Genomic DNA, 14,604 nt, shown 5'->3' with positions numbered 1-14,604 from the left:
GGAAGCTAAGCCTGCGTCGCGCCGATGGTACTGCAACCGGGAGGTTGTGGGAGAGTAGGTTACCGCCGACACCAAACAACAACACATAATTCAATAACCATTAAGGGAGGGTTCCCGGCCATAGGTCGGAAACCCTCCCTTTTTTCGATCCCCGTTGCGATCCACGGGCTGTGCTCCGGGCCGATTTGTGATGTTTAGTCCAGCCGTTGGTCGATCGGCGCGGCCTCGAAGCTGCGCTCGGTGCCATCGAGCGGGTCGGTGAAGCTGAGCTGCGTGGCGGTCAGGTGCATGGGGACGCGGAAGTCTTCGGCGTCCTCCGGGAGGATGTCCGGGTAGATGGGATCGCCGAGGATGGGCGCGCCGGCGGCCCATAGATGTAGTCTGAGCTGGTGCGTTTTCCCGGTGGTGGGAGCTAGCGTATAGCGCGTCAATGGTGGCTGGGACCCATGGATGGCTTCGAGTGCGGTCTTGTCGGTGATTGGCTCGACTTTGACGACATGTGTTTCGGCGTTGGGCTCGCCTTCCTCGATTCGGCCCTGGATTTCGCCCGGGGTTTTCTCCAGCCGGCTGCGCCAGACGGTTCCGGGTTGGATTCCAACATCGGGGGCGATGGCTTGGTAGACCTTGTGGACCTTTCGCTCGGCGAACATGGTCTGGTAGGCCCCGCGGATTTCCCGGCGCTTGGTGAATAACAGGATTCCGGAGGTGAGCCGATCCAGGCGGTGGGCGGGGGCCAGTTCATCAATGCCGGTTGTCCGGCGCAGCTGGACGGTCGCGGTCTGCACGATGTGGCGGGCGCGGGGCATCGTCGCCATAAACGGTGGTTTGTTGGCCACCAGCAGGTTGTCGTCCTCGTAGACGACGGGGATGTCGTAGGGTACCGGGGCTTCCTCAGCCGGCATGCGGTAGAAATAGACGTCCTGGCCGGCGCGGAGGATGGAGTTCGGGGATAGGACGGTGGCATCGCGGAGCACGACGGCCTGGTCGTCGAAGCGGCGCTGGAGAGCGGCGGCATCGTCTTCCGGGTGGCGGTGGCGCTGGCTGGTGATGACGTGTGCGAGGAAGTCCCATGCCGTGATGCCGCCTTCCGGTACCCGCACGCGGGCGGGGTTTAGTCCATTTTGTATCCCTAACGGGCTGTATCCCTTCCGATGATGGGCTATCCTTTGTGACATGGACTTTGATGCACTCCTCGCGCCGGCTCTGGAATTTTCCTCCAATGGTATCGGAGCCGTTCTCCGCGACGTACTGGTGGGCTTGTACACCTTGCTGTTCCCGGCCAATTCCGAAGCTGCTCATATCATCGACTAGTTCGGGGTTAGCCGCGCACGTAAGTTGTTATAACCGGCTATAATTGGTGGTGTAAGGCCCACCGGAGAAAGGACTAAGGATAATGACTAAAGAAGACATTGTTGTCGTTGCAGTAGATGGCTCCGAGGCTTCTCACAACGCCGTTCGGTGGGCGGCTAACACCGCCACCAAGCGTGGCATCCCGCTGCGTATTGCTTCCAGCTACACCATGCCGCAGTTCCTCTACGCGGAGGGCATGGTTCCGCCGAAGGAGCTCTACGACGACTTGCAGAACGAGACCCTCGAGAAGATCGAGGAAGCCCGCGCCATCGCGCACGAGTCCTTCCCCGACCTGAAGATCGGCCACACCGTGGCTGAGGGCTCCCCCATCGACATGCTGCTGGAGATGTCCCACGACGTCACCATGATCGTCATGGGCTCCCGCGGCATGGGCGGCCTGTCCGGCATGGTGATGGGCTCCGTCTCCGCCTCCGTGGTCTCCCACGCGGCCTGCCCGGTGGTCGTCGTCCGCGACGACAACGCCGTCAACGAGGTCAACAAGTACGGCCCGGTCGTCGTCGGTGTGGATGGCTCCGAGGTCTCCCAGAAGGCCACCGAGTACGCCTTCCAGGAAGCCAACGCCCGCTCCTCCGAGCTGGTCGCCGTCCACACCTGGATGGACATGCAGGTCCAGGCCTCCCTGGCCGGCCTGTCCGCCGCCCAGGCTGAGTGGGCAGACGTCGAGAAGGAGCAGGGCGAGCTGCTGGCTGAGCGCCTGTCCTCGTTCCAGGAGAAGTACCCGGACGTGCCGGTCAAGAAGGTCATCGCCCGCGACCGCCCGGTCCGCGCCCTGTCGGATAACTCCGAGGGTGCCCAGCTGCTGGTCGTCGGCTCTCACGGCCGCGGCGGCTTCAAGGGCATGCTGCTCGGCTCGACCTCCCGCGCGCTGCTGCAGTCCGCACCGTGCCCGATGATGGTCGTGCGCCCCGACTCCGAGTAGCCTGAGCGTTCAGCCTAGGCGAAAGCTATTAAGCCATAGTTGCCCGAAATTATGACAGGGCATCTGTGGCTTTTTGCTGTTTTAACGGGCACAATGGGAAGTAGGCGGGCAACTATCTGGGTCCGCCAACGGTAAATTACGAAGTCAAGCGTTCTTTTGGAAGGAATATTATGGGACTGGGACTGGGCTTTTTCATGTCCATCATCGTCGGTATCATCGCCGGCTGGCTGGCAGAAAAGATTATGAAGAAGGATCACGGGCTGGTCACTAACCTGATCGTCGGTGTCATCGGTGGTCTGATTGGTGGCGGCATCCTGTCGCTCATCAACCAGGGCAACCCGAGCAACATCTTCCTGCAGATTATTACGGCCACCGCCGGTGCCTGCATCCTGCTGTGGATCGTCGGCATGATCCGCGGGGGCAGCAAGAAGGAATAATCTAAATTCGCATACAAACCGGTTCGTCTATATTGTGTAGATGAACCGGTTTTTGTTTGTGGAAAGGATAGCCGTGGCAGAAAAGAAATCGCGTCGGAACCGTCCGAGCCCGCGCAATCGACTTCTCGACTCCGCCACCCGCCTGTTTACTACGGAAGGTATTCGGGTCATCGGAATCGACCGCATCCTCCGGGAGGCGGACGTTGCCAAGGCATCCCTGTACTCCCTTTTCGGTTCCAAGGACGCGCTCGTTATCGCTTACTTGGAAAACCTCGACGAGCAGTACCGCGCCGAGTGGAACGAGCGAACCGCCAACGCGAAGGATCCGCAGGAGAAGATCCTGGCCTTCTACGACATGGCCATCGAGCAGGAGCCGGCCAAGGAATTCCGCGGTTCCCACTTCCTCAACGCCGCCGGCGAATACCCGCGCCCGGAGACGGAGTCCGAGCACGGCATCGTCGCGGCCTGTCTGGAGCACCGCCGCTGGATGCATTCCACCATGACCGCCCTGCTCAATGAGAAGAACGGCTACCCCTCGGACGCGCAGGCCAGCCAGCTGCTTATCTTCCTTGACGGCGGGCTCGCCGGGGCCCGCCTCGAGCGCGACGTCACCCCGCTCAAGACCGCCCGCAGCCTGGCTCAGGAGATGCTCTCGGCCCCGCCGGCGGACTACTCCATCTAAGGCTTGGTTTCGCTAGGCCCCTTCCCGGGGGCCTTTTTCTATATCTTCCTCGGGGGCAGGGGAGGTCTCGGCGGCGTCGGCCTCCACCGGTTCCGCATTGCCGGCTGCCGATGCCCCCTGTTGCCCCTCGGCTTCCTCCCGCGCGGCGCGGCGCTCGGCCATGAGCTCGCGGCTGGCCTGCTGCTGCATCTTTCGCCGGGCCTGCTTCTTTTCCTTTTCTTCCTTCTTCTCCGCGCGGTTCGGCTTGTTCTTCCGGTTGGCCCGGAAGTCCTTCCAGCTCTGGCGGCGCAGCTCGTGGACGTCGGTTCCCAGCGGCATCCGGCGCCGCAGGAAAACCTCGAAGACCAGCGTCTGGCACAGGGTGAACAGGTTCGTGCAGGCCCAGTACAAGATGATGGCCACCGGGATGGGGGCGGTCATGGCCAGGTGCCAGAGCATAAACGGCACGAACGGGATGATGATCACGACGAAGTAGAACATGCGCCGCGGCACCTTCTGGTCGAACTGCGTGGTCAAGAACGCGCGGTAGCCGGTGATCATCATGTTCACCGTGGTAAAGATGAGCGCGGCGATGAGCCACGGCATGATGACGTGGCGGACTTCTTCGCCGGTGATGCCGAGCTCCGCGGCCCAATCGTGCGGCATCGAGACGAAGGCCGGCAGCGGGATGCCCATAAACGTCGTCTCGCGGAAGGCCTCGACCTCCTCGGCGCTGAGCAGGCCCACGGTGTCGCCCGTCGACGGGCGCGCCATGCGCAGCACCACCTGGTAGAGGCCCAGGAAGAAGGGCATCATGATGAGCGGCGGGATACAGCCGATGAGCGGCCGGTAGTTGAACTTCTTGTTCAGTTCCTCGGTCTCGACCTGGAGGGCCTTGAACTCCTCGATGGTCGTGGCTTCCTCGGTGCGGCGCTCGATGTCGCGCTTGGCCGGGCGCATGAGCGCGCCGGTGCGCCCCATCTTCACCGAGGACCAGGACAGCGGCGCGATCAGCCCGCGGATGGTGAAGACGAGCAGCACGATGGAGACCAACCACGCGGTCTGGTCATCCAGGAAACTGTGGGTGATGAAGTGCCACAGCTTCATGATTCCGGACACGGGGTACATGAAGATAGTCAGCATGCGCGCAGGCCTTTCCGCAGTCTCTGGTGAATGAGGCAGATCTAGCCTACAGGCGCTACACTATTGCGCATGAATCACACGCGCCCCAGCTGGCAGCAGGTTATGGGAGAACTCTTTATGACCGTCGGGGTGCTGCTGCTGTTGTTCGCCTTCTATGAGGCCTATTGGACCAACCTGAAGTCCGCCGAGCTCCAGGACGAGGCCAACCAGCACCTGGAGCAGCGCTGGAACGAACGCACCAACCCGCGCGGCAAGCTCCACCCGGAGCTGGGCGAGGCCTTTGCGAGGATGTATATCCCCAGCTTCGGTTCCGACTACCACTTCGCCATCCTGGAAGGCACCGACGAGGACGACCTGCTCAAGGGCCCGGGGCGTTACGTTGATAGCCAGATGCCGGGCGAGAACGGCAACTTCGCCGTCGCCGGCCACCGCGTGGGCAAGGGCGCGCCCTTCAACGACCTGGGCAAGCTGGAAACCTGCGACGCCATCGTCATCGAAACCGGGGGCGAGTGGGTGACCTACCGGGTCTTGCCCATCGACGGGCAGCAGGCAGACTGCTTCACGCCGGAACAACAAGAAAAGATCTACGGCGGTGAGTACGCCGGGGCGCCCGGCCGCCACATCACGCTGCCCGGGGATATCGGCGTTATCGCGCCCATCCCCGGGGTCGCGACCGAGGGCGGGCCGGAGCCCACCGAGGCTCTGCTGACGCTGACCACCTGCCACCCGCAGTTCTCGAACGCGGAGCGGATGATCGTCCACGCGATGAAAGTAGACTCGAGCCCAACGCGCCCGGCCGCGATGGAGGAGGAATAGAAACCATGTACCGAGCACTCTGGAACCTCTTGCCGGGGCCTACCCCCGTGAAGGTGCTGCTGGCTATCGCCATCGCCGTGGGCGTGTTCTTCCTCCTCATGGAGGTCGTCTTCCCGGCCATCTCCCCGTTGATGCCGTACAACGGCGTCTCTGTTTAGGCCCGCCTCGCCGCCTAGAGACCGAGGTTGGTGATCGCTTCCCGGGCGATGGACTCGGCCTTGACGGTCTGCAGCTGGTTAGTCCAGACCACTACCGCGCGGTTGTCCTTTTGCACCGCGAAGACCGCCTGGTCGCCCAGGACCCCGCGGCCGCCGGACCAGCCGTCGAACTCGGCGAGCTCCGTGGCATCGACGGGCGCGGCCCAGTCCACGACGTCCATGGCGGCGTCGCGGTCGGGCATCTCGCGGACGATGACGGTCGCCTGGGGGTCCTCCGGGTAGGACCAGAAGATGCAGGCGGGCGTTGAAAACCGGGGGTCGATGGCCTGATCAGTCAGGCGCTGGCCGTTGGTTTCGGCCAGCCACTGGCCGTCCAGGTAGGGGCATTCGCCGGGCTCGGTCGCCTCGGCCGTGGCGTCCACCGGCAGGCCGTCGCCGGGTTGCTCGGCCGCTGGGTTTTCCGGGGCGGTGTCGCTGCTGTTGGCCGGCTGCTCGGCGGCGGGCTGGGCCGGGTCGTCGCTCTCCGGCGCGTCGCTGGACGCGCTGCAGGCCGCGAGGCCCAGCGCCACGATGAGCACGGCGGGAAGTAGGCTTTTGGGCATGAGTACCAGTCTAGAGCACCCATCCGCGGAGAATCTGAGCGATGCGGATGTCCTGCGCAACGGCATCCACATCCTCACCGCCACCTTGCTGGTGATCGCCATCTTCGCCTCCGTGCGGATGCCGCTGGGCGAGGCCGCCGCGAACCTCGTGCTGCTGTCTGCCTTCGCCGCCGTCTACTTCGCCGGCTCCATCTACATGCACCTCTGGCCGTTTACGGTCAAGCTTTTGTGGCTGGCCGCGCTGACCGCCCTGTGGGTGCTGGATCTGACCATCGCCCCGGCCGGCATCTACCTGGTCTTTAGCCTGTTCTTCCTCTACCTGCGCGTGCTGTCGATGTTCTGGGGCGTCATCATGGTGATAGTCGCCGGGGTGATCTCCGTGGTCGTGCAGATCCCCGATGGCCTGACCTTCGGCGGCATCATGGGCCCCGGGGTCTCCGCGGTGGTCACCATCGCCATCTACTACGCCTTCGACACGCTCCACCGCATCAACCTGGAGCGCGAGGAGCTCATCGCCGAGCTCGTGGAGACGCGCGCGCAACTGGCCCAGACCGAGCGCGAGGCCGGCATCAGCGCGGAGCGCCAGCGCATCGCCCACGAAATCCACGACACGCTGGCCCAGGGGCTGTCCTCCATCCAGATGCTGCTGCACGCCGCGCAGCGCGACATCGCCAGCGAGGACCCGGTCCGCGCCAGCCAGCGCATGGACCTGGCGCGCTCGACCGCAGCCGAGAACCTCAAGGAGGCCCGCGCCATGATCGCCGCGCTGCAGCCGGCCGGCCTGTCGGAGACCTCCCTGGCGGGCGCGCTCAAGCGCATGGCGGAGGGCTACGCCGCCACTGGCGAGCTGGAGATGGAGGTCGAGACCGACGGCGAGACCCGCCAGCTGCCGATGAAGGTCGAGGCCGCGCTGCTGCGCATTGCCCAGGGTGCGGCGGGCAACGTCGTCAAGCACGCGCACGCGAGTAGGGCGCGGGTGACCGTGACCTACGAGGACGACGAGGTCCGCCTCGATGTGGTGGACAACGGGCGCGGCTTCGACCCGGAGGAAGTCCGTGACCGGCCAGCCGGGCTGGGGCACATCGGGCTCAGCGCCCTGCAGCGCCGCGCGGAGGAACTCGGCGGGACGATCTCGGTGGAATCCACGCCTGGGTGCGGCACGGCTGTATCTGTTAGCGTTCCCTTGGTAGATTAAACTTTCGGAGGATACGTGTTTCCACAAAAAGGAGAGGCTCCACGTGATTAGGGTTCTGCTAGCTGACGACCACGAAATCGTCCGACTAGGGCTGCGCGCCGTGCTCGAGGAGGCCGACGACATCGAGGTGGTCGGGGAGGTGGCCACGGCCGAAGCGGCTATCTCGGCGGCCCAGGCCGGCGGCATCGACGTGCTGCTGATGGACCTGCGCTTCGGTGCGGGCGTGGAAGGCACCCGCGTGATGGGCGGGGCCGAGGCCACCGCCGCCATCCGCTCCCGCATGGAGCACCCGCCGAAGGTACTGGTCGTGACCAATTACGACACGGACGCGGACATCCTAGGCGCCATCGAGGCCGGCGCGCTCGGCTACCTGCTCAAGGACGCCCCGCCGGCGGAGCTGCTCGCCGCGGTGCGCTCGGCCGCGGACGGGGACTCGGCCCTGTCGCCCATGGTCGCCGACCGCCTGATGACGCGCGTGCGCACCCCGCGCACCTCGCTGACCCCGCGCGAGCTGGAGGTGCTCAAGCTGGTGGCCGCCGGCGCCTCGAACCGCCAGATCGGCCAGGACCTCATGCTCTCGGAGGCCACCGTGAAGTCCCACCTCGTGCACATCTACGACAAGCTGGGCGTGCGCTCGCGCACCTCGGCCGTAGCCGCCGCCCGCGAGCAGGGCGTGCTCTAGACGCCCACCCGCGCCGCCCACCCGGGCGCGCAGGCAAAGCTCAACCCCGGTCCTGCAGGTAGATGCTGGAGCCGGGGTTTTGCTGTGGGCTTAGTTAAGCCGCGTTTTAGGCGGTGGTGAGGCGCTGCTGGATGTCGTAGGTGACGCCGTCGATGTCGGTGTTGATCGACGAGTGCGCGCGACGGCGCTGATCGGCGGTCATGAACTCTGCGTTGTCTGTGGCCGCGTCGAGCTCGTCGAGGCGGTCGCGCACGTCGCGCTTGAAGCCGGCCGGCAGGTCGGTGCCCTCCAGCGAGTTGCGGATGCCCTGGGTGCGGGCCTTCAGGGAGGCGCCGTGGCCGGCAAAGGAGGCGAGCTGGTCGCGGGAGACGCCGGCCTTTTTTGCCTGGCGCTTCTCGTTGTTTTCGCGCAGGGCCACCAGGCCGCGGTAGGCCAGCGGCAGCAGCAGCGGGACGGCCACGCGGGCGGCGCCGGCGTAGCGCTTGACGTTGTCGGAGTTAAAACGGCCGGCCTTGAGCTTCTCCAGCTCCTGCTTGGCCATCTTTTCCTCGTGCTTGCGGCGCTTCTTCAGGCCCTTTTCTTCCGACTTCAGCAAGTTCTTTTCCTGCTTGGCCAGCAGCTTATGCTGACGGCGCTCCGCCTTGGAGGCCTCCTTGACCTCGGCCCGGGCGCGGGCCTTAGCGGCCTTGGCTTCTGCCTTGGCTTGGGCGCGGAGCTTACGAACTTTCTTGAGCAGGCTCATGACTGTGTCCTCACTGTGGTTGAAGGTCGTTGTCTTGGGAACTATTTGTTTGCAGTGTAGTGCTGCATTCAACATTACCTGTCCCAGTCTATTAAGCTCGGGCGGGTGAGCGATTGGTTGACGGCGTCGGATCTGGTGGGGTGCCAGTACCGGCGGGTTCAGGCCCGGCGCTTCCCCGAAATTCCCGCCCCTGCCTCCGCCGCCGCGCGGGCCGACAGGCTGCGCGCCGCCCGCCAAGCCGTCGCTGAACAGCTGCCCCAGCAGGGCAAAAAGGTCCGCCGCAAGGACCTAGGGCCCCTGCCGGCTGACGATGCCTCCCAGCGCGCCGCCGCCACCCAGCGCGCCCTAGGTGGCGCGCACACCCACATCACCGGCGGGGTACTCATCGCCGAGGGGGTAGCCGTCAACGTCGACCTTCTGTTGCGCACCGCGGACGGGATCGTCCCGGTGCTGGTCTCCAACCACCGCGTGGCGCGGAAGAAGCCCGGCAAGACGCTGCCGGGCGTGCCCACCCATCGGCTGGGGCTGAGCGATCCCCTGCCGCTGCCCTACCAGGCGCGCCACCACGTGGCCGACGGCTACCGGCTGGCGCTTGCGGAGCGGACCCTTGGCGAGCAGTACGCGGGCCGGGCCGGGATCATTGGGCAGGACCGCCAGCTGACCTTCTTCACCGAAACGCAGCGCTACCAGGCCGCGCTGGATACCGCCCTGGCCCGCCCGCTGCCTCAGGCGCCGCGCCGGGTCAAAGAATGCGCCAGCTGCCGGTTCTGGCCCGTCTGCGAGCCGGAGTTGGCAGCCGTCGACGACATCAGCCTGTTCTTGCCCGGCGATAAGGCCGACCCGTACCGCGAGCAGGGCATTGACAGCGTCCAGGCGCTTATCGATGCCGATCTCTACCCGGCCTCCCAGCTCGCCGCCGCGTGGCGGGAGGGGATAACGCTGCTGGCCCGCGACGTGCCGACCGTCCCGCGCGCCGACGTGGAGGTCGACGTGGACATGGAGGCCTACCTGGACCAAGGCGCCTACCTCTGGGGTGCGTGGTATGCCGGCGAATACCACCCCTTCGTGACCTGGGAGCCGCTAGGCGGGAGGGCCGAGGCCCACAACTTCTCTGCGTTCTGGGACTGGCTGATGGGCATCCGGGCTCGCGCCCACGCGGCGGGCCAGACCTTCGCGGCCTACTGCTACTCCGCGCACGGCGAGAACCACTGGATGCGCATGTCCGCCAAGCGCTTCGGTCAGCCCGCGTTGGCCGAGGTGGAAAGCTTCCTATCCTCGCCCGAGTGGGTCGACTTGTTCGCCCACGTCAAGGCCCATTTCCTTGGGCCGTCCGGGCTAGGGCTCAAGGCCGTGGCCCCGCACGCGGGCTTTCACTGGCGGCAGGGCGATTTCGCCGGCGAGGAATCCGTGACCGCGCGCCGGGCGGCGCTGCGCGGGGATACCGCCGTGCGCGAGGCACTGCTGACGTACAACGCGGACGACACGCGCGCCACCCGCGCGGTCCGCGACTGGATGAGCGCGGGCGCGCCGGGCGTTAGATACCTCCAAAAACCGCCAACAGCAGCGCCAGGGTCACCAGACCAGCAGTGATCTGCCCCCACTGGGACTCGGTCCCCGGCTCCGGGCCCTCGGCCTGCTTCATCAGCACGGCCTTCTGCGCCTTGACCGCGCGGATCATGAAGATGGGGAAGGCGGCCAGCGGGATGATGCACAGCACCGAGGAGAAGACCGCGAGCCAGGACTTTTGCGTAATCAGCCAGATAATGAGCCCGCCGTTAATCAGCGTGGAGCGGAACAGACCGCCGCGGTTCATCTCCTTCAGGCCCGCGCGCACGGCTGCGGGGCCGCCGCCCATCGTCGTGGGCATGATGTAGCTGAGCACACCGATGAGCAGCTGGCCGGCGAAGCCGATGAGCAGTGGCAGCGTCGGCAGCGGCTCCGGGTCGCCGCTGATGAAAACCTTGACGGCCAGGTAGACGATGGTCAGCGCCAGCCAGGTCACCGCCGCCAGCACGGAGACCGCCGGGTAGCTGACCCGGTCGCGCGGCTCGGCCAGCACGGCGCCGACGTTGCGCAGCCACTGCTGGAGGCTGGCCAGCCAGCCGGCGGCGTAGACCACCAGGCCCGCGCCGGTTAGCCACGCGAGGCTGCTGAGCGCGCCCGCGATGGTCACGGCGGTGCCCACCGCGAGGAGGATGAGCGTCGGGTTCATCCGCGTGGTGATGCCCTTGGTCCGCCACATGGTGGGGAAGAGCACCGTCAGGCTGGCCGCGGCGGCCAAGCCGACGAAACCGCCGATATTGGCCACCACGTGGGCGGTCAGCAACCGCCCGTACCAGGGCTCGGACAGGCCCATGGACAAGATGGCGCCGAAGAACGCGCCGACGGGCAGGCACAGCGCCGAGCCGACGTAGCCCAGGATGATGGGGCGGAAGCGCTTGGCGCTGTCGATCCCGCGCCACTGCTGGGTCAGGCTAGCGCCGTGCCAGAGCAGCATGGCGCCGACGATGAGTGCGCCCAGCTGCGTGAGGATGAAGTGCAGATCCCAGATGTCGTCGAGGGCCTGGCCGATGATGGCCAGAACCACGCCCACGTTGAGGATGTAGATCCGCCGCAGCTGGTTCGGGCGGGCCGAGTCGGGCAGGCGGGCTTGGACGAATTTCTCGGTCAGGTACTGCGACCAGACGACGATGTTGTTGGTCACCATGCCCAGGGTGAACAGGTGGATGAGCACCCAACGGTAATTAGGGATGAGGGTGTGCACCGCCCCGGCCAGGATGAAGACCATCATCCACAGCGTGATTGGCTTGCTGGCGCGGCGGTGCCAGCTCTTCCCCGACCACTTCTTGTTGGGTATTTTCTCCATAATTTCCCTAGTTTATCCCACCGCGCGCCGCTTCAGCGTTGCGGCGATGGCGATAAGGATCACGGAAACCAGCACGTAGAAGGCCACGAAGATGGACCAGTTGAACGCCCCGAACAGCGTTCCCGCGAAAGCGCCCAGCACCGAGGAGCCGAAGTAATAGCAAAAGACGTACATGCTGGAGGCCTCCGCCCGGTCGTGTTTAGCCACGGCGCCGACCCAGCCGCTGGCCGTGGAGTGGGCGGCGAAAAAGCCCACGGTCAGCAGCAGCATGCCGGCAATCGTTGCCACCAGGGGGCCCAGGGTGAGCGCGATGCCCACGCCGAAGAGCACGCACGCGCCCAGCAGGGTGGTCCCCCGGCCGTGCTCGGCGGCCAGCTTGCCGGCTTGGGCAGACGACCAGGTGCCGAAGAGATAAAGCAGGAAGACGAAGCTGACCAGCGCCTGCGGCAGCCCGAAGGTCTCGATGAGTCGGAAAGAGATGAAGTTGTAGATGGAGACGAAAGAGCCCATCGCCAGCAGGGCGACCAAGAACAGCAGGCCGAGTTCCTTGGTCCGCCAGTGCTCGAGCATGGCGGCGAACTCGCGCCGGGGGTTAAGAGCTTTGGCCGTGAAGTTGCGCTGCTTCGGCAGCAGGAACGCCGCCGCGACGGCGAAGAGGAAGGAGACCAGCGCGGAACCGGCCAGCGCCCAGCGCCACGAGGTCAGCTCCAGCAGGCCAGAGGGGATAAGGCGCCCCATCAGGCCGCCGATGGAGGTGCCGGCGATATACAGGCCCATCGCCCGCGGCAGCGCGCGGGCGTTAAGCTCTTCCGAGAGCCAGACCATCGCCACCGCGGGCGCGCCCGCCATGAGGGCGCCCTGGACGGCGCGCAGCCCGATGAGTAGCGCGGGGCTGGACGCCCACGGCACCGCGAAGCCAACCAGCGTGGCCGCCAGGCAGGAGACCAAAAGGATCCGCCCGCGGCCGAAGCGCTCGGAGAGGATGGAGGCGGGTACCACGCAGACCGCCAGCGCGCCCGTCGCCGCGGAGACCGTCAGCGCGGCCGCCGTGGAGCTCAAGCCCACCTCGCTGACCAGCTCCGGCAGGATGGCCTGGGTGGAATACAGGCAGGAAAAGACCGCCAACCCGACGCAGAGCATGGCGACGGTGGCGCGGGTATTTCGGGGCATGGCTCTCGGCATATTCTCAGCATGCCCGCGCGGGGTCTATGTGTAAAATGTGGAAAATAGCAAGAGTTGATACACTTCCTGCATGAATGTGGATGACCTGCGCGGTTTCATTGCCACCGCGGAGACCGGCGCCGTCGGGGCGGCCGCCGACAGCCTCGGCATCAGCCAACCCACCCTCAGCCGGCGCATCCAACGCGTGGAAAAGGCCGCCGGCGCGAGCCTCTTCGACCGTGTTGGCCACCGCGTGGTGCTCAACAGTCGCGGCGCGGGTTTTCTGCCCACGCGCGCACAGCCGTGGCGGAGCTTTCCCGCGGGACCGCGGAGGTCGCCCGCCTGATGGACCCCGACCGGGGCACGGTGCGCCTGGATTTCATGCACTCGCTGGGCACCTGGATGGTCCCCGACCTCTTGCGCACTTACCGCGCCCGCTACCCGCACGTCGAGTTCCAACTCCACCAAGGCGCAGCCCAAGAGCTGGTCGACCGCGTCCTGGCCGGCGAGGCCGACCTCGCGCTCGTGGGCCCGCGCCCGCTCGATGCCGCCCCGCACGCGCTGAGCTGGGCGCTGCTGGAACGCCAGCGCCTTGGCATTGCCGTGCCCGCCGAGCACTGGGTGGGCAACGCCGATACCGTCACGATGGCGCAGTTCGACGGCGAGCCCTTCATCGGCATGCTGCCGGGCTACGGGACCCGTATGTTCCTGGACGACCTCGTCGCCGCGGCCGACATCACCCCGCGCTTCGTCTTCGAGTCGATGGAGCTGACCACCGTCGCGGGGCTCGTCGAAGCCGGCCTGGGCAGCGCCCTTTTGCCGCTGGAAGACCCGTACCTGCAGGCCCGCAACGTCATCCCGCTAGACCCGCCAGCCTACCGCGAGCTCGGCCTGGTCTGGCGCCCCGGCGACGACGCCCCGGCCGTCGCCCAGTTCCGCGACTTCGCCTGCCAGGCTGAGGGGCGCCCGGCTGCCAGGCCGGGTGTTAGCGGAGGCTAACAGGGGGCTAATCCGGGATGAAAAGGTCCTCGATCGTGCAGTCGAAGAAGGCTGCCAGCTGGAACGCTAACGGCAGCGACGGATCGTAGCGACCTTTTTCCAGGCTGATGACCGTCTGGCGGGATACGCCTAAGGTGTCGGCCAGTTTTTGTTGGGACAGGTTGTGTGTAGCGCGGTACTCGCGTAGCCGGTTGTTCATAGCGCTTAGGACTCGCGCCGCTTGTGGAGCAGGTACGAACCCCAGAAAACGACCGCTAGGAACGTGCCTAGACCGATGGTTAACCAGTGGGCGGAGACCTGGAAGTCCCAGAATACCGAGACCACTCCGAGCGCGCCTACTGCCCACAGGCAGACGTGGAAAGTGCTTTGGGCTGCCTGGTCGTACCAGCGAGACTCGATTGATTTCTCCGGCTGGGCCGGCGCCCCCGCGATGGTTGAGCGGTCTACCAACACAGCCCACCATGCGACGAACCCCACCGGGAACAGGCACGCGGCGTATATCATGACGGTCAACCCGGCGGATACTCCCGTGTGGCCCGTCAGTGTGGTCAGAACCGCGCCAACTATGACCGCGGTCATCGCACCTGCCGCAGCGGAGGTCAACATCAGCTTGCGCTGGCTGCCGCCGGAACGCATCCGGCCGAGGCGTGTTTTCGTTTCCATGGTTTACCCCTTTCCTGGCCTGAGTGACATCGCCGGCTTGCTTCGGCTTTTGGCCTTACTCTGGCCGCGTTTTAGTCAAGTGTGCTTTACGTATACGAGTATATGTTAAGCGTGCTTTACCGTCAAGGGGGCTTTGCTATGTCAATCCATCGGCCTTTGCGCCTGAAGGCGAACGGTGTCCTGGGGATA

17 protein-coding genes and 1 pseudogene are annotated in these 14,604 nt (G+C 65.8%); 10 read left to right on the top strand and 8 right to left on the bottom strand.

Annotated features, from left to right (window positions below; genetic code table 11):
- Nucleotides 1-194 precede the first annotated feature (194 nt).
- On the bottom strand, nt 195-1,175 hold the full coding sequence (locus tag ACEE23_RS10350; RefSeq protein WP_448872697.1) for a pseudouridine synthase: 981 nt from the start codon (nt 1,173-1,175) through the stop codon (nt 195-197).
- Between ACEE23_RS10350 and ACEE23_RS10345 the strand changes: the two genes are divergently transcribed.
- The 4 genes from ACEE23_RS10345 to ACEE23_RS10330 all read left to right on the top strand — a co-directional run bounded on the left by ACEE23_RS10345 (nt 1,174) and on the right by ACEE23_RS10330 (nt 3,409).
- Complete coding sequence (locus tag ACEE23_RS10345) at nt 1,174-1,311, top strand: hypothetical protein (RefSeq protein ID WP_368520038.1); 138 nt, start codon at nt 1,174-1,176, stop codon at nt 1,309-1,311. The two genes, ACEE23_RS10350 and ACEE23_RS10345, sit on opposite strands and share 2 nt — an antisense overlap.
- Before the next feature lie 82 nt (nt 1,312-1,393).
- Nucleotides 1,394-2,290 carry a universal stress protein gene (locus ACEE23_RS10340; protein WP_368520037.1) on the top strand — a complete coding sequence of 299 codons (897 nt, stop codon included), beginning with the start codon at nt 1,394-1,396 and terminating at the stop codon, nt 2,288-2,290.
- Nucleotides 2,291-2,460: 170 nt separating this feature from the next.
- Nucleotides 2,461-2,727 carry a GlsB/YeaQ/YmgE family stress response membrane protein gene (locus ACEE23_RS10335; RefSeq protein ID WP_368520036.1) on the top strand — a complete coding sequence of 89 codons (267 nt, stop codon included), beginning with the start codon at nt 2,461-2,463 and terminating at the stop codon, nt 2,725-2,727.
- A 73-nt stretch (nt 2,728-2,800) separates the two neighbouring features.
- The gene (locus ACEE23_RS10330; protein ID WP_368520035.1) at nt 2,801-3,409 is read left to right on the top strand and encodes a TetR/AcrR family transcriptional regulator; all 609 of its coding nucleotides are present in this window, start codon (nt 2,801-2,803) and stop codon (nt 3,407-3,409) included.
- Between the two features lie 12 nt (nt 3,410-3,421).
- On the opposite strand, the gene yidC is transcribed toward ACEE23_RS10330, so the two are convergent.
- Nucleotides 3,422-4,531, bottom strand: coding sequence for a membrane protein insertase YidC (gene yidC / locus ACEE23_RS10325; RefSeq protein WP_448872700.1), 1,110 nt, complete (start codon nt 4,529-4,531; stop codon nt 3,422-3,424).
- 69 nt (nt 4,532-4,600) lie between these two features.
- On the opposite strand from yidC, the gene ACEE23_RS10320 reads away from it, so the two are divergent.
- Together ACEE23_RS10320 and ACEE23_RS10315 are read left to right on the top strand one after the other, a co-directional pair.
- Entirely contained in the window at nt 4,601-5,347 is a 747-nt protein-coding gene (locus ACEE23_RS10320; RefSeq protein WP_368520033.1) for a class E sortase, read from the top strand.
- A gap of 5 nt (nt 5,348-5,352) precedes the next feature.
- Nucleotides 5,353-5,505 (top strand): hypothetical protein, encoded by a 153-nt coding sequence (locus ACEE23_RS10315; protein WP_448872702.1) that lies wholly within the window; start codon nt 5,353-5,355, stop codon nt 5,503-5,505.
- Nucleotides 5,506-5,519: 14 nt separating this feature from the next.
- Here ACEE23_RS10315 and ACEE23_RS10310 read toward each other — a convergent pair whose 3' ends face one another.
- Nucleotides 5,520-6,107, bottom strand: coding sequence for a DUF2020 domain-containing protein (locus ACEE23_RS10310; protein ID WP_368520031.1), 588 nt, complete (start codon nt 6,105-6,107; stop codon nt 5,520-5,522).
- On the opposite strand from ACEE23_RS10310, the gene ACEE23_RS10305 reads away from it, so the two are divergent.
- A complete protein-coding gene (locus ACEE23_RS10305; protein ID WP_368520030.1) occupies nt 6,106-7,302 on the top strand; it encodes a sensor histidine kinase in 1,197 nt (398 codons plus the stop codon). The two genes, ACEE23_RS10310 and ACEE23_RS10305, sit on opposite strands and share 2 nt — an antisense overlap.
- Before the next feature lie 43 nt (nt 7,303-7,345).
- The gene (locus ACEE23_RS10300) at nt 7,346-7,984 is read left to right on the top strand and encodes a LuxR C-terminal-related transcriptional regulator (RefSeq protein WP_368520029.1); all 639 of its coding nucleotides are present in this window, start codon (nt 7,346-7,348) and stop codon (nt 7,982-7,984) included.
- A gap of 106 nt (nt 7,985-8,090) precedes the next feature.
- Here ACEE23_RS10300 and ACEE23_RS10295 read toward each other — a convergent pair whose 3' ends face one another.
- On the bottom strand, nt 8,091-8,726 hold the full coding sequence (locus tag ACEE23_RS10295) for a DUF6474 family protein (RefSeq protein ID WP_368520028.1): 636 nt from the start codon (nt 8,724-8,726) through the stop codon (nt 8,091-8,093).
- A 105-nt stretch (nt 8,727-8,831) separates the two neighbouring features.
- On the opposite strand from ACEE23_RS10295, the gene ACEE23_RS10290 reads away from it, so the two are divergent.
- The gene (locus ACEE23_RS10290; RefSeq protein ID WP_368520027.1) at nt 8,832-10,316 is read left to right on the top strand and encodes a TM0106 family RecB-like putative nuclease; all 1,485 of its coding nucleotides are present in this window, start codon (nt 8,832-8,834) and stop codon (nt 10,314-10,316) included.
- On the opposite strand, the gene ACEE23_RS10285 is transcribed toward ACEE23_RS10290, so the two are convergent.
- Together ACEE23_RS10285 and ACEE23_RS10280 are read right to left on the bottom strand one after the other, a co-directional pair.
- A complete protein-coding gene (locus tag ACEE23_RS10285; protein WP_368534153.1) occupies nt 10,261-11,592 on the bottom strand; it encodes a copper oxidase in 1,332 nt (443 codons plus the stop codon). The two genes, ACEE23_RS10290 and ACEE23_RS10285, sit on opposite strands and share 56 nt — an antisense overlap.
- Nucleotides 11,593-11,604: 12 nt before the next feature.
- Nucleotides 11,605-12,762 carry an MFS transporter gene (locus ACEE23_RS10280; RefSeq protein WP_368520025.1) on the bottom strand — a complete coding sequence of 386 codons (1,158 nt, stop codon included), beginning with the start codon at nt 12,760-12,762 and terminating at the stop codon, nt 11,605-11,607.
- Between the two features lie 82 nt (nt 12,763-12,844).
- Here ACEE23_RS10280 and ACEE23_RS10275 point away from each other — a divergent pair.
- Nucleotides 12,845-13,752: pseudogene (locus ACEE23_RS10275) on the top strand (LysR family transcriptional regulator).
- Between the two features lie 7 nt (nt 13,753-13,759).
- On the opposite strand, the gene ACEE23_RS10270 reads toward ACEE23_RS10275, so the two are convergent.
- Nucleotides 13,760-13,951, bottom strand: a complete 192-nt coding sequence (locus ACEE23_RS10270; protein WP_368520024.1) for a helix-turn-helix transcriptional regulator — start codon at nt 13,949-13,951, stop codon at nt 13,760-13,762.
- Nucleotides 13,952-13,956: 5 nt separating this feature from the next.
- Nucleotides 13,957-14,415, bottom strand: coding sequence for a hypothetical protein (locus ACEE23_RS10265; RefSeq protein WP_368520023.1), 459 nt, complete (start codon nt 14,413-14,415; stop codon nt 13,957-13,959).
- Between the last annotated feature and the right edge of the window lie 189 nt (nt 14,416-14,604).

Source organism: Corynebacterium sp. 32222D000AT (assembly GCF_053546955.1).
The sequence above is the reverse complement of the archived record's forward strand: the minus strand, read 5'-3'. Positions and strand labels throughout refer to the sequence as shown.

Excerpts from the sequence above, each read along its gene's own strand:
- ACEE23_RS10265 (WP_368520023.1), bottom strand. The coding sequence starts at position 14,415 with ATGGAAACGAAAACACGCCTCGGCCGGATGCGTTCCGGCGGCAGCCAG.
- ACEE23_RS10285 (WP_368534153.1), bottom strand. The coding sequence starts at position 11,592 with ATGGAGAAAATACCCAACAAGAAGTGGTCGGGGAAGAGCTGGCACCGC.
- ACEE23_RS10315 (WP_448872702.1), top strand. The coding sequence starts at position 5,353 with ATGTACCGAGCACTCTGGAACCTCTTGCCGGGGCCTACCCCCGTGAAG.
- ACEE23_RS10345 (WP_368520038.1), top strand. The coding sequence starts at position 1,174 with ATGGACTTTGATGCACTCCTCGCGCCGGCTCTGGAATTTTCCTCCAAT.
- ACEE23_RS10310 (WP_368520031.1), bottom strand. The coding sequence starts at position 6,107 with ATGCCCAAAAGCCTACTTCCCGCCGTGCTCATCGTGGCGCTGGGCCTC.
- ACEE23_RS10320 (WP_368520033.1), top strand. The coding sequence starts at position 4,601 with ATGAATCACACGCGCCCCAGCTGGCAGCAGGTTATGGGAGAACTCTTT.
- ACEE23_RS10350 (WP_448872697.1), bottom strand. The coding sequence starts at position 1,175 with ATGTCACAAAGGATAGCCCATCATCGGAAGGGATACAGCCCGTTAGGG.
- ACEE23_RS10295 (WP_368520028.1), bottom strand. The coding sequence starts at position 8,726 with ATGAGCCTGCTCAAGAAAGTTCGTAAGCTCCGCGCCCAAGCCAAGGCA.
- ACEE23_RS10340 (WP_368520037.1), top strand. The coding sequence starts at position 1,394 with ATGACTAAAGAAGACATTGTTGTCGTTGCAGTAGATGGCTCCGAGGCT.
- ACEE23_RS10335 (WP_368520036.1), top strand. The coding sequence starts at position 2,461 with ATGGGACTGGGACTGGGCTTTTTCATGTCCATCATCGTCGGTATCATC.
- yidC (WP_448872700.1), bottom strand. The coding sequence starts at position 4,531 with ATGCTGACTATCTTCATGTACCCCGTGTCCGGAATCATGAAGCTGTGG.
- ACEE23_RS10280 (WP_368520025.1), bottom strand. The coding sequence starts at position 12,762 with ATGCCCCGAAATACCCGCGCCACCGTCGCCATGCTCTGCGTCGGGTTG.
- ACEE23_RS10305 (WP_368520030.1), top strand. The coding sequence starts at position 6,106 with ATGAGTACCAGTCTAGAGCACCCATCCGCGGAGAATCTGAGCGATGCG.
- ACEE23_RS10270 (WP_368520024.1), bottom strand. The coding sequence starts at position 13,951 with ATGAACAACCGGCTACGCGAGTACCGCGCTACACACAACCTGTCCCAA.